Below are 13,154 nucleotides of genomic sequence, written 5' to 3' on the forward strand. Positions count from 1 at the left end.
CGGCTCACCCGAACCGACGTCGGACCGCGACGAGCGCGACGGCGTACACGCCGATCACCACGGCGAGCAGCGCGTAATAACTCGGAGGCAGCGGCACCATGCCGAGGCCGGGCGCCAGCGGGGTGTGCGGGAGGGCCACACCGACCACGGCGAGCCCGCAGGCGGCCAGGAGGACCGGGCGGGGGCACGAGCCGATCGCGGCCTGTCGGCCGGTCCGCAGCGCGATGAGGACGAGCGCCTGGGTCAGCAGGTTTTCCGTGAACCATCCGCTGCGGAAGGCGGACGCCCCGTCCGTCGTCCACGCGAGCAGGCCGAACATCGCGATGTCGGCCGCGGCGTTGAGCGCCCCGAAGACGCCGGCGAACCTCAGGAACCGGTCCGGGCGCAGCGTCGTGGGTCCGTGGAGCGCCCCCGCGGGCGGACGGTCGTAGGCCAGGGTCAGCTGGGCCGCGTCGAACAGCAGGTTCTGGACCAGGACCTGGACGGGCAGCATCGGGAGGAAGGGCACCATGAGCCCCGCGGCGAGCATCGCGATCGCGTTGCCGAGGTTGGACGAGATCGTGATGCGCAGGTAGGACGCGATGTTGACGCTGCCGCGCCGCCCCTCGGCGATGATGCGGTCGATCGCGGTGAGGTCCTTGGCGGCCAGCACCACGTCGACCGCGTCGCGGGTCACGTCCGCCGCGTCGCGTGGGCAGATGCCGACGTCCGCGGCGCGGAGCGCGGGCAGGTCGTTGACGCCGTCGCCGAGGAATCCGGTGGTGTGGCCCGCCGCGCGGAGTGCCGCCACGACGCGTGCCTTGTGTTCCGGTGAGCAGCGCGCGAACACGGTCGTCCGGGCGGCGATCTCGGCGAGGCGGTCGTCGTCCAAGGTGTCCAGCTGCGGGCCGGTGACCGGTTTGCCGGGGTCCAGCCCCAGTTCCCGGCACACGCGGGCGGCCGTGCCGGGGTGGTCGCCGGTGAGGACCTTGACGGCCACCCCGGCCTCGTCCAGCGCGGTCAGGGCGGCCCCGGCGGTGTCCGCGACGGCGTCGCGGAGTGTGAGGAAGCCGACGAACGTCAGGTCGCGTTCGTCGTCGGCCGTGTAGGCGTCCAGCCGGGGCCGCCGCGTCTTCACCGCGACGGCCAGCACGCGCAGGCCGCCGTCCGCGTACGCCGCGGCGCGTTCCAGGATGCGGTGGCGGACGCCGTCGTCCACGGCACGGTCGTCGTCGACGCGTGCGCAGCGCTCCAGCACGTCCTGCACGGTGCCCTTCACGACGAGGACGTGGCGCGCCCAGTCGCCGGTCCGGCACACCACGGCGGTGGCGATGCGGCGGGTGGGGTCGAACGGCAGCGCCTCGATGCCCTCGAACTCCTCGTCGGGTTCCGCCGCTTCGAGTACCGCGTCGTCGAGGGGGTCGGGACGCGGCAGTTCGGCGAGGTGCAGGGTCCACCAGCTGTTGAGGGCCGCCCACCGCAGAACCTCGGGGTCGGGGCGGCCGTGCGCGTCCACGGCGTCCTCGACCACGGGCCGGTCCTGGGTGAGGGTCCCGGTCTTGTCGACGCACAGCACGTCCATCGCGCCGATGTCGTGCAGGGCGGGCAGACGCCGCACGATGACGTCGCTGTCGCGGGCGAGCCGGCCGGCGCCGCGCGCGAGTGCGCCGGTCACGATGACCGGCAGCATCTCCGGGGTCATGCTGACGGCGACGGCGACGGCGAACGGCAGGGTCTCCAGTCCGCGTCCGCGCACGGCGGCGTTCGCCATGAGGATCAGCGGCGGCATGAGCAGCATGAAGCGGATGAGGATCCACGAGATCCCGTCGACCGACCGGTCGAACGCGGTGCTCCGGGGATGCCGGCGCACCTCCTCGCCGGCGTGCCCGCGCGCGAGCAGCGTGGCGGCGCCGGTGGCGACCACGACGGCGGTCGCGCTGCCGGACACCACGCTGCCGCCCTGGAAACACAGATGCGCGTGGTCGAACACCGCGGGGAGCGCGTCGGGCGGTGAAGTGTCGTCCGACGCGGGACGGCCCTGCGCCGGAATCTCGGCGAGTCCCTTGACCACGGGCGTCGACTCGCCGGTCAGCACGCGTTGGTGCACCGTCAGTCCGGTCGATCGCAGCAGCCGCACATCGGCCGGCACGACGTCGCCGGGGCCCAGGTACACGATGTCCCCGGGGACGAGCAGATCGCACGGGACCTCCCGGGTCTCCGCCGTCGCCGCCTCGTGCGCCCGGCGGCTCACGGTCACCGTCGTGGGGACGAGCGCCCGCAACGCCGCGGAGGCGCGGTCGGCCCGCCGCTCGCCCTGGATCCTCAGGACGCAGCTCACCACCACGAGGACCGTGATCACGCACGCGGTGCCCCACGACGCGACCACGGCCGACACCCCTCCGAGCACCAGCAGGACGCTCGTGAACGGATCGCGCAGGGCCCGGACCAGGCGGCGTGTGCCGCGGACGCCGCGCGGGACGGGCACGGTGTTCTCGCCGTACCGCGCGAGCCGGTCGTCCGCTTCGGCCTCGGTGAGGCCGCGCGGCCCGGTCCGCAACCGGCGCAGCACCTCGAACCTGGTCAGGCCCGGGTCCAGGTGCGGGGCACCGAGGACGGGATCGGGCGCCGCGGAGGATCGGGCCGGCGCGTCAGGCGCCGGGGGCACGCGCTCGTCCCCTTGCCGTGCCGGTGTGCGCTCGGCTCGCGCGCTGCTCCATGAACCAGCACACCATCGTCGCGACGTCCGGGTCGTCGATCAGGTACACCACGCGGCGGCCTTCGCGCTGGGCGCGTACGAGACCGCCCAGTTTGAGCTTCGCCAGGTGCTGGCTGACGGCGGGCAGCGCCCCGCCCACCCGTGCGGCCAGCCCGCTCACGTCGCTCGCGCCGTGGGCCAGCGCCCACATGATGTGCAGGCGGGCCGTGGACGCCAGCAACCCGAACGCCGCGGCGGCGTCGGTCAGGACCTCCTCGGGGAAGGCCTCGTCGCCCCTGTCACGTGACGCCACCGCGCCTCCTCCTCGCCTGCCGGCCCACGTCGCCCGGTCGCCCCCGGTGCGGGTCGCGGTGTGCCGCGTGGAGCGGCCTCCACACCTTACGGGGCGGACGGGCCCGCCCCCTAAATCTGAAACTTGCGTAACCGGGCAAGTATCGTGTCGGATGGTGGCCCCGGGCGCGGTCCGCCGTCCGGGCCCGCGAACGGGGATCGGATCTCGGAGGTCGTGCCATGGGTGTGTCACTGAACAAGGGCGGCAACGTCTCGCTGAGCAAGGAGGCCCCCGGCCTCACCGCGGTCACCATCGGCCTCGGGTGGGACGTGCGCACGACCACCGGAGCCGACTTCGACCTGGACGCCTCCGCGCTGCTGTGCAACGAGGCCGGCCGGGTGTTGTCCGACCAGCACTTCGTCTTCTTCAACAACCTGCGCAGCCCGGACGGCGCGGTCACGCACTCCGGGGACAACCTGACCGGCGGCGGGGACGGCGACGACGAGCAGATCCAGGTCGACCTCGCGGCGGTGCCGGCCGACGTCGCCAAGATCGTCTTCCCGGTGTCCATCTACGACGCCGACCAGCGCGGGCAGAGCTTCGGACAGGTGAAGAACGCGTTCATCCGCGTCGTCAACCAGGCCGGCGGCGTCGAACTGGCCCGCTACGACCTCACCGAGGACGCGTCGACGGAGACCGCGATGATCTTCGGCGAGCTGTACCGGAACGGCGCCGAGTGGAAGTTCCGCGCGGTAGGTCAGGGCTACGCCTCGGGTCTCAGCGGTATCGCGAAGGACTTCGGCGTCAACGTCTGACCCAGGGGCAGGCGGGGTCGCCCCCCGTCCCCGCCTGCCTGCCCGCCGTCGGCCGCCGCGGGTGCCGTCACTGTCGCCTGGCCTGTCCGGCACGGGAGGCGTTCTCGCCAACTCGCGTGATCCGCGGACGACATGCGGCCGGACGACGGCGCGGTATCGCCGCGGCAAGGCCGTTCCGACGCGCCGGCCGTACGGACCCCGAGGCGACGTGGCCGGGGTGCGCAAGCCGTGGTCGGATTCGGAAGAACGCGGCATCGGCGCCCGCGGTCAGGCGTGGCGACGGCCGGTCAGCTTCGGCGGGTTCCGGACGCGTTGTGCTCGGCCGGTGCCACCGCTTCCGGGGCGGGAGCGGCCTCGGACCACCGGACCGGTTCCGGGGCCCGGTCGGGGGTGTCCTCGGTTTTCATCGCCCGGGTCTCGCTCTTGAGGATGCGCAGGGACCGGCCGAGGGCGCGTGCCGCGTCGGGCAGGCGCTGCGGGCCGAACAGCAGGATGGCGACGACGGCCACGACCAGAAGGTGCCACGGTTCGAGCCCGTTGCGGACCATGCCTGTTCCCCTCTCGGGCGGTGGTGGGCCCGGTGGACCCCACGGCGCCTCAACAATTGCAGAGTTGCGCAACTTTAAGCAAGTTCGGGTCAGGTGCCGCTCCGGATCAGGAGTTCCATGCGCTCCGGGTCGTACGGCACCCAGCGCGGCTCACCCGCACGGGCGAGCCGCAGTCGGCACAGCTCGACGCCGTTGTCCGTGGCCCACCCGGTGATCACGCCGTGCCACGCCCCCCGTTCGTCGTCGTACACCTCGACCGGCCGGTAATCCCGGCGCACGGACCGCTCGGGCGGCGTCGGACTGCCCGCCGACCACTCCGCCAGAAACCGCCGCGCCTCACCGCTGTTCACGGGGGACCCCCTCCCGGGTCGAACGCTGTTGTCCGCCATGATAGTTCAAATATTGCGCAACTCAACAATGATTTGGGACGGCGGAGTTACGGACCGGTACGGCGTCCCCCGGGGAACCGCCGCGTCGTGGGGCGCGGTGGCCGAACCGCCCGAACCGTGGGGGGCGTTGCGGCGTACGTCTAGACTGGTGCGCTTCGGCACGGCGGTCACCCGAGGACAGGAGTTGCGCGTGGCGTCTGGACCGGACGGCGTCGACGACCCGTCCGAAGAGCTGTTCGCCGACGCCGGCGCATCCTTGGGCCTGCTGGCGTCCTCCGCGCGCCTGCACATCATGTGGGTGCTGATCCAGGGCGAGAGCGACGTGACCGGGCTCGCCGAACGCGTCGGCGGGACCTTGCCCGCGGTCAGCCAGCACCTCACCAAGCTGAAGCTGGGAGGCCTGGTCCGGGCCCGACGGCAGGGCCGCCGCGTGGTGTACCTCGTCGACGACCACGATGTGGCGGCGATGGTCCACTGGTTCATGAGCCGTCGAGCGGGACGCGAGACCGCGACCACCCCCGCGGAACACCCGCGCCGCCTCGGCGCCTGACGCCCCGGGCACCCCGTCCGGCATCGACGGCCCGGGGCGGGTGCGCGCCCGCCCGAACACCGGTGCCCGGCGGGGGGCGATCGCGTCAGACGTCCCGGCGGTGGACCGCGGCCACCGCGACCGCGCACGCGACGGCCGCCCACACGCCGAGCACCGCCCACGCCTGCGCGAACCCCGCGTGGGCCTGGCTGCTGACGAAACTCGCCGCACGGGACCGCGTGCAGCTGGTGATCACCGCGTACGAGAACGGTCTTGCGGGGGAGGGGCGTTGAGCCGGGGCGCCGCCGCGCCGCGTGGCGCACGCACCGCCCGCGACCGCGTCCGGCGATCGCGGGACCGTCGATCCCGTGCCACAGACGGGCCTTCGCCCTCAGGCAATGTCTGCCGGTCAACGAGTCGGGCCATTCTGCTTCAGAACGGTATGGCATCCTCGAAATGCCGTGGATGACCGGCGTGTTGCCGCTCGTGTCTCCCCGGCCGTCGTGACCCCCGCGTGGTCCGAACGCATCAACGGCCCGTTGCCGGGCACGGGCAAAGCATGCTTCCCATCGTTGTCCTTGTCCTGGCCCTCCTGCTCCTCGGCGCGGGGTTCGTCGTCAAAGCGCTGTGGTGGGTCGCGCTCATCGTCGTCGTGGTGTGGCTTCTCGGCTTCCTGTTCGCCGGCGCGCGGTTCGGCTCGTCACACATGCGTCGGCCAGGCGCGACCTGGCGTGCGCGGACGCGCTCGCGCCGCCGGTCAACCGGCCGCCGCCGCTGGTGACTTGCCCCCGGCCTGACCGACGCGGCCGACCGTCGGGCCCGGTCGGTCACCGGACGCACTTCCACGCCGTCGTCGACCGCTACCTGGAGAAGACGGCCCCCTGAGAAGTACGCGAGCGGGGATGATGCAGCGGGATGGCCGAGCAACGAGAAGGGCGGACGCACATGGTTCTTCGGGATGTCGACGAGGTCGTCGGGGAGCACACCGGCCTTTCGGCCAAGGTGCTGGAATACAGCCTCATCATGAAAAGCACGGTGGACGCCGCCAAGCAGCCGGGATTCTCGGCGGAAAGCTGGGCGCCGCTCGCGGAGTTGATCGCGGTCGACGCGTTCGAGCGGGTCGGCAACTTCAAAGAGGTCATGAACTGGACCGAGTACGTGGGCTTCCTCACCGGCTGGGCGCCCTCCGCCGCGTGGGAGTGCTCGTTCAAGCGCATCACCGAGGCCCCCGGTCTCGTCTTCCTGGAGCTTGAGGAGCGCAGCACGGTGGGCGGGCATACCAGCGTCGTGAATTCCGTGTCCGTCTACGAATTCGACGACACCGACCGGATCCGGCACATCGACATCTACCTGCAAATGCCGCTGCCCGAAGGGGTCATGCTGCAAAGCTATGACGGAATCCGGATCTCGGAGTAACGCCCTGGCCCGGATCGAGCCACTGCGGACGAACGAATGGCCCCAACGGCCCGCGCCGCGCGTCGAGGCGGAACGGTGAACCGTCGCGGCGCGAGCGCGGTGACCGCTTGCGGCAGCGACGAGAGTCGCGAAATCTTCGGTGGCACAGCGGCGTTCGGCCATCCGGGGTCCGCCGCGCAGACGCGGAGCGCGGGGAGCGGCGAGGTCGCGGTTTCCGCGTAGCGGCCCGTCCCGGATCCGCGGGACCGACGGCCGGTGGCACCGTGCGGCCGTCGCCGAGGTGCGGTGGGGTCCGCCGAGACGCCCGATCCCGTGAACCCCACCGCGCGGCACTACGCGCGGAGCGCCAGCATGGCGGTCGCTCCCAGGCCCACCGCGACCGCCAGGCACAGCGACGAGACCAGCAGCGCCGCGCGCGGGCGCGGGAACGCCAGCGCGACGCCGATCCAACTCCCGGCGACCATGCGCGGGAGCCAGGTGCGCGCCGCGTCGTTCGCTGCTGCGCAGCGGTCGGTCCGGCTTCCGAACTCGCCGAAGTGCCGGACGCAGTCGCTGCCGAAGTTCTCGGTGGCCATGCCGACGATCGGCCACCACAGCGTGACCGCCACGGCGATCGCGACCGCCGCGGCCGTCCACGCGCCGCTGTGGCGTGGACGGGAGAAAACATGGGACAGCATGCGACCCCTGTCGTGCGGGAACGGGCAAACTCCCGCGGGGCATCATGCAGTTCGCGGCAGGCGGGCACTGCCGAGGACTCACCACGCCGGTACGTTAGCCGCCTTCCCGAACCCCCGTGGGGTTTGATCACCGCGCCGCGCGGTTCCTCGGGGGACCGCCGCGCAGCGGTCGCAGCCCGGTAGAGCCCCTCATGGCGTTGCCCCGGCGCGAGGTGTATGCATGTCGTGACCCCCAGGGAAGCGGTGCGAACTCCCGTGGATTCCCGGGGGAAAGCCCGGGATGCATCCGAGGCGCGGTGCGTGTCGGCGGGCGGGTCGCGTCGCCGAGAACCCTTGACTGCCCCCGCCGTCGAAGATTGAATGATTGTTCAAACAACGACTGCCGGACAGTCTCGCCGGGAGGTGTCGGAGTGAGCCAGATGAGCCCGGTCTACTGGGACCCGTTCGACCGCGACATCGCGCACGACCCGTACCCGATCTACCGACGGCTGCGTGCCGAGACACCGCTCTACTACAACGAACGCCACGACTTCTACGCGCTCAGCCACTGGGACGACATCAACACCGGGCTGATCGACTGGGCCACCTTCTCCTCCTCCCGAGGCCCGATCCTCGAAGTGATCAAGGCGAACATCGAGATCCCGCCGGGCACGCTGCTCATGGAGGACCCGCCGATCCACGACGTCTATCGCCGGCTGCTGGCCCGTGTGTTCACGCCGCGACGGGTGTTGTCCCTCGAACCGGAGATCCGGGCCTTCTGCGTCCGGTCCCTCGACCGGCTCGCCGGCGCCGAACAGTTCGACCTCATGGCCGAGTTCGCGAACGAGGTGCCGATGCGCGTCATCGGCATGCTGCTGGGCATCCCGGAGGCCGACCAGCTCGCGGTCCGCGAGCGAGCCGACGCCAAACTGCGCACCGAACCCGGCCGCCGGATGAAGGTCTCCCGGGACGCGCTGATGGACGCCGACCTGTTCGCGGACTACATCGACTGGCGCGCCGACCACCCGTCCGACGACCTCATGACCGAGCTGATCAACGCCGAGTTCACGGACGAGACCGGCACCACGCGCACGCTGACGCGCGACGAGATCCTGACGTACGTCACGGTGCTGGCCGGTGCCGGGAACGAGACGACCGCACGCCTGATCGGTTGGCTCGCCGCCCTGCTCGCCCGGTTCCCCGACCAGCGCGCGGACCTCGTCGAGAACCCCGGGATCGTCCCGAACGCCATCGAGGAGACCCTGCGCTTCGAACCCACCGGCCACGCCATCGCCCGCTACGTCACCCGCGATGTGGAACTGCACGGCCGGACGGTTCCGGCCGGCAGCGCGATGATGCTGCTGATCGCGTCGGCCAACCGCGACGAGCGGCGCTGGGACGACGGCGAGCGGTACGACATCCGGCGCAGGATCGACCAGCACAGCACCTTCGGCATCGGCACCCACTACTGCCTCGGCGCGGCGCTCGCCCGGCTCGAAGGCCGCATCGCGCTCGAGGAATTCCTCAAGCGGTTCCCCGACTGGGACGTCGACTGGGACGGTGCGGCGTTGTCCTCGACCTCGACCATGCGCGGTTGGGAAACCCTTCCCCTCCGGATCGGCTGAGGCGCGACCCGCGGCGTGGTGCGCCGGCGCAACCGCGCCGTCGACCGCGGAGCGGCCCCCGGAGCCACCGCCGGGCGGACGCGCGCGATCTCCCTCCTCCCCGCTCGGACGACCGGCCCCCGAGCGGGGTCGCACATCCGCACCCCCGCGCAACGCGATGCCCGTCCGCCCCGGTCGAACCCTCGACCCCTCCCACGCCATCCGTCAGCATGAGGTGATCTCGTGGCCCTGCCCACCGACCCGGTCATCGTGGTGTCGAACGACACCCATATCGGTCCGCGTCTGGCCGAGGATCTGCGCCCGTACTGCCCGGCGGCACATCTCGACGACTTCGACCGCTTCACCGCCGACGCCCGGAGGGACAAGGACGCCGCGACGGCCATGCTCGCCGGCAGCGGCCACCTCGACCATCCGAACTTCCGGACCCTGGGCCACCACGACTCCGCCGCCCGGCTGGCCGACTACGACCACGACGGCATCAGCGCGGGCGTGATCATCCACGGCAGCACCAACATGGAGCCCATCCCGTTCATCTCCTCCCCCCTGGGCAGGCCCAAGCGCGCCGAGGACCGGCGGCTGGTCGACGTCGGCCAGCGGATCTACAACCGCTGGCTGGCCGACTTCGTGTCCCAGGCGCCGCACCGCCATATCGGCCTCGCATACCTGCCCATGTGGGACGTCGACGCCGCCGTCGCCGAGGTCCGCCGGGCCCACGAGGCGGGCCTGCGAGGAGTCAACCTCCCCGCCATGCGCGACGGCGAACTGCCCGAGTACAACCGGCGCGTCTGGGAACCCCTGTGGTCCGTCTGCGCGGAACTCGGGATGCCCCTGGTCACCCATGTCGGCGGGGGGACGACCGCCCGCTACACGGGACTGGAGGCGGTGGCGCTGATGCAACTGGAGTCGGCGGGGTTCCTGTCGCAGCGCGCGGTCTGGTGGATGATCTTCGCCGGCGTGTTCGAGCGGCACCCCGGCCTGAAGCTCGTCATCACCGAGACGCCCGGCGACTGGTTCGCGACCAAAGCCGTCGAACTCGACGCGCTGTGGGCCTTCTACGACGCCAAGCGCGACGAACCGCTCAACCGGGCGCTGCTCGACCAGGTGCCCCGCCGGCCCAGCGCGTACATGGCCGACAACGTCTTCTTCGGCGCGAGCTTCGCCTCACCCCACGAGATCGCGCAGGCGATCGCCCATGGGCTCCAGAGCCAACTGCTGTGGGGCTCCGACTACCCCCACCTGGAAGGCACGTTCGTGTACCCGGACGGCCGCGACACCCCGTCCGTCACCCGCCTCGCCCTGCGCCACGCGTTCTCCGCCGCGCCCCCGGCGGACACACGCCGCATGGTCGGCGAGAACGCCGTCGACGTCTACAACCTCGACCGCGACGCGCTGGCTGCCGTCGCACGCCGGATCGGCGCCCCCGATTCCGAGGAACTGGCCACTCCCATCGACGCGGTACCGGCGGGAGCCAGCATCACGGCGTTCCGCACCGGCGCCGGGGGTTGGAGCTGAGCTTCGGCGCGGCACCGTCACGGTCGTTCCGGTGCGGTCGGCGTTCGCGGCGACGGCGGCGGGGCCGGTCCGCGAGGTGGGCGCGACGACGGCCCCGGCACCCTCGGTCGTCGGCCGGGATAGGGAACTCCCGGGTGCCGCAGACGTGTTGATGCGCACTGCGGCCCCGGCCGGGCACCGGCGCCGCCGGTGTCACCGGCCCGGGACACGGACGATCGCCGTGTCGCGGATGTCGTCGCTGCTCAGCCCCGCCAGGAGCGTGACGTCGCCGGGGTCGAGCCCGCGGCGGCCGTCGGGCAGCGTGTGGCACAGCCGTTCGACGGGAGCCTCCAGGACTATTTCCCGGGACCGCCCGGCCGGGACGGCCACGCGCCGGAACTGCAGGAGTTGGCGCACGGGTCGTACGACGCGCGCGAACTCGTGGCGGGCGTACAGCTGCACGACGGTCTCGCCGTCCACCGCACCGGTGTTGGTGACCGTCACCGCGGCCGTCAGCACGCCGTCGCGCACCCGCGGGGTGCCGGTGAGGGCCACGTCGAAGCCGGTGTACGCGAGCCCGTGCCCGAAGGCGAACAACGGGCTCGGGTCGTCCAGGTCGACGTACGCGGACGTGTCGCCGGTGGGGTGGTCGTAGCCGCTGCCGTGGCGGTGCCCGTGGTACGCGGGGATCTGCCCGAGGTGGCGGGGGAACGTGCCGGGGAGTTTGCCGCTGGGGTTGGTCCGGCCGAACACGGCGGAGGCGATCGCGGTGCCGGCGGCCTCGCCGAGCAGCGGCGCGAGCAGCATCGCGGCGGACGCGCGGGCCGCCCGCGCCAGGAGCAGCGGGCGCCCGGAGACCACCACGGTCACCACGGGTTTGCCGGTCGCGCCCAGCAGGCGGAGCAGTTCGTCCTGGTCACCCGGCAGCGTCGGGGACACGCTGGAGCGTCCCTCGCCCGCCGTGTTGCCGCCGACCCGTCCGGTGCGCTCGCCGACGACGGCGACGACCACGTCGGCTCCGGCCACGGCCGCGTCGACGGCCGCCGCGCCCAGGCGCGGGCCGCTTCCGTGGGCGAACGAGCCGAGCGGCACGTACGCGGTCGTCGGGTCCACGTCCCTCAGCGCGCCCAGCACGGTGCGCGCGCCCGGGTGGAGCGCCCGGGCCATCTCCTCGAAGCGCGGTTGGAGGCCGGGCAGCGGGGTGGTGGTGACGGCGGTCGCGTCGAAGGCGGCGGGATCGGCACCGGGGACCTCGCCGCGGCGGATCGCCTGGATCGCGGCGGGCATCTCGGCCGCGGCCACCGAGGTGTACGCGCCGAAGTGGACGCGCAGGTCGTCCGCCGCGGGGCCGACGACGACGATTCGGCCGCCGCCCGCGGTGAGGGGCAGCGTGCCGTCGTTGGACAGCAGCACAAGGGCCCGGTCGGCGACCGCCCGGCGGATCTCCGCCGCCTCGGCGCGGTCCGGTGGCGCGGGCCGGGCCGGGGGCGCGGTGCGGAACCGCGGGATCAGTCCCGTTCGGGCCTTGATGGTCAGGACGCGCGCGACGGCCTCGTCGACGACGCGCTCGTCGAGGCGTCCCGAGGCGACCTCGTCCACGAGGCCGGGGACGTTGCGTGCCTGCGGCAGCTCGGCGTCCAGGCCGGCGGCGATCGCCTGCGCGGCCGCCGCTCCGGGCGAGGCCGCCGTGCGGTACCGGGTGCGCAGCATGTCGACGGACTCGTAGTCGCCGACGACCATTCCGGTGAAGCCGAGTTCGCCGCGCAGCAGGTCGGTGAGCAGCCAGTGGTTCGCCGCCGCCGGGATGCCGTCGATCTCGTTGTAGGAGTTCATGACCACCGACAGGCCCGCCTCGGCGATGGCCCGGCGGAACGGCTCGGCGTACTCGTCGGTGAGCGTGCGGCGCCCCAGCTGGGTGGTCGCCATGTTGAGGCCGCCCTCCGAGGCGCCGAATCCCAGGAAGTGCTTTCCGGTCGCGAGGAGTTCGGCGTCCTCCGCGTCACCGCCGGCCCGGTCGCCGTGCACGCCCCGGACGAACGCCACGGCGAACCGCGCGGCCAGTTCCGGGTCTTCGCCGTACGTTTCGTGCGTCCGTCCCCAGCGCGGGTCGCGGGCGAGGTCCATGACGGGAGCGAACAGCAGCTGCACGCCGAGATCGCGCATGTGTGCCGCGGTGACCGCCGATGCCCGCCGGACGAGTTCGGGCTCCCAGGTCGCCGCCTGCGCCCACGCGGTGGGGAACTGCTCCCCGGCGGCGTGCAGGAAGCCGTTGATCCCCTCGAAGTGGACGAGCCCGCCGATACCGAACGGCGAGGCCTCGCGCACCGCTTCCTGCACCCGGGCGAGCGCGTCGCGGAGGCTGTCGGCGTCCCGGCCGAGGAACCAGGCCAGCGACAGGTGGCCGACCCCGTGCGGGCACAGCTCGGCGACCCTGCCGGTGTCGAGGCCGGGCCCGGTGCGCGGGTCGAACACGACCAGGCCGGGAAGGGACAGCCCGCCGAGCTGCGCCACCTTCTCGTCGAGGGTGAGACGTGCGACGAGGTCGGCGACGGCCTCGGTGGTGACCATGCGGTTCCCCTCCCGCGACGACGCCCGCCGCGCTCCGTTACGGTCCGCCTGTGCGGCGTTGACGACGTACGCACGGCCGCCGGACTCGCCCCCGGGACGACACCCGCGCGCCGGTGACCGCCGCGGCAGACATCACAGCCCCGCCCCGAAC

The 13,154-nt window shown here is 72.7% G+C and carries 12 protein-coding genes and 1 pseudogene; 6 read left to right on the plus strand and 7 right to left on the minus strand.

What is annotated here, in order from left to right:
* Positions 1-4: 4 nt before the first annotated feature.
* Positions 5-2,644, minus strand: a complete 2,640-nt coding sequence (mgtA, locus tag LO772_RS33195) for a magnesium-translocating P-type ATPase (protein ID WP_231775733.1) — start codon at positions 2,642-2,644, stop codon at positions 5-7.
* Positions 2,628-2,987 (minus strand): ArsR/SmtB family transcription factor, encoded by a 360-nt coding sequence (locus LO772_RS33200; RefSeq protein WP_231775734.1) that lies wholly within the window; start codon positions 2,985-2,987, stop codon positions 2,628-2,630. The genes mgtA and LO772_RS33200 overlap by 17 nt, the downstream gene beginning before the upstream one ends.
* Before the next feature lie 218 nt (positions 2,988-3,205).
* On the opposite strand from LO772_RS33200, the gene LO772_RS33205 reads away from it, so the two are divergent.
* Positions 3,206-3,781 (plus strand): TerD family protein, encoded by a 576-nt coding sequence (locus LO772_RS33205; RefSeq protein ID WP_231775735.1) that lies wholly within the window; start codon positions 3,206-3,208, stop codon positions 3,779-3,781.
* 287 nt (positions 3,782-4,068) lie between these two features.
* On the opposite strand, the gene tatA is transcribed toward LO772_RS33205, so the two are convergent.
* Both tatA and LO772_RS33215 read right to left on the minus strand, forming a co-directional pair.
* Positions 4,069-4,329: a Sec-independent protein translocase subunit TatA gene (gene tatA / locus LO772_RS33210; RefSeq protein ID WP_231775736.1), complete on the minus strand. Its 261-nt coding sequence runs from the start codon at positions 4,327-4,329 to the stop codon at positions 4,069-4,071.
* Between the two features lie 89 nt (positions 4,330-4,418).
* A complete protein-coding gene (locus LO772_RS33215; RefSeq protein ID WP_231775737.1) occupies positions 4,419-4,679 on the minus strand; it encodes a hypothetical protein in 261 nt (86 codons plus the stop codon).
* A 223-nt stretch (positions 4,680-4,902) separates the two neighbouring features.
* Here LO772_RS33215 and LO772_RS33220 point away from each other — a divergent pair, with 223 nt between their 5' ends.
* Positions 4,903-5,268, plus strand: a complete 366-nt coding sequence (locus tag LO772_RS33220; protein WP_443089480.1) for an ArsR/SmtB family transcription factor — start codon at positions 4,903-4,905, stop codon at positions 5,266-5,268.
* Between the two features lie 85 nt (positions 5,269-5,353).
* On the opposite strand, the gene LO772_RS33225 is transcribed toward LO772_RS33220, so the two are convergent.
* Positions 5,354-5,503, minus strand: a complete 150-nt coding sequence (locus LO772_RS33225; protein WP_231775739.1) for a hypothetical protein — start codon at positions 5,501-5,503, stop codon at positions 5,354-5,356.
* Positions 5,504-5,806: 303 nt separating this feature from the next.
* Here LO772_RS33225 and LO772_RS33230 point away from each other — a divergent pair.
* Positions 5,807-5,944, plus strand: a pseudogene (locus tag LO772_RS33230) (hydrophobic protein); the annotation flags it as partial.
* A 248-nt stretch (positions 5,945-6,192) separates the two neighbouring features.
* Positions 6,193-6,663, plus strand: a complete 471-nt coding sequence (locus LO772_RS33235) for a hypothetical protein (protein ID WP_231775740.1) — start codon at positions 6,193-6,195, stop codon at positions 6,661-6,663.
* A 332-nt stretch (positions 6,664-6,995) separates the two neighbouring features.
* Here LO772_RS33235 and LO772_RS33240 read toward each other — a convergent pair whose 3' ends face one another.
* Positions 6,996-7,340, minus strand: a complete 345-nt coding sequence (locus tag LO772_RS33240; RefSeq protein WP_231775741.1) for a hypothetical protein — start codon at positions 7,338-7,340, stop codon at positions 6,996-6,998.
* Positions 7,341-7,759: 419 nt separating this feature from the next.
* On the opposite strand from LO772_RS33240, the gene LO772_RS33245 reads away from it, so the two are divergent.
* The gene (locus LO772_RS33245) at positions 7,760-8,944 is read left to right on the plus strand and encodes a cytochrome P450 (RefSeq protein ID WP_231779804.1); all 1,185 of its coding nucleotides are present in this window, start codon (positions 7,760-7,762) and stop codon (positions 8,942-8,944) included.
* Between the two features lie 222 nt (positions 8,945-9,166).
* Positions 9,167-10,456 carry an amidohydrolase family protein gene (locus LO772_RS33250; RefSeq protein ID WP_231775742.1) on the plus strand — a complete coding sequence of 430 codons (1,290 nt, stop codon included), beginning with the start codon at positions 9,167-9,169 and terminating at the stop codon, positions 10,454-10,456.
* A 192-nt stretch (positions 10,457-10,648) separates the two neighbouring features.
* Here LO772_RS33250 and LO772_RS33255 read toward each other — a convergent pair whose 3' ends face one another.
* A complete protein-coding gene (locus LO772_RS33255; protein ID WP_231775743.1) occupies positions 10,649-13,003 on the minus strand; it encodes a glycoside hydrolase family 3 N-terminal domain-containing protein in 2,355 nt (784 codons plus the stop codon).
* Positions 13,004-13,154 lie beyond the last annotated feature (151 nt).

The organism is Yinghuangia sp. ASG 101, from assembly GCF_021165735.1.
Lineage (GTDB): Bacteria > Actinomycetota > Actinomycetes > Streptomycetales > Streptomycetaceae > Yinghuangia.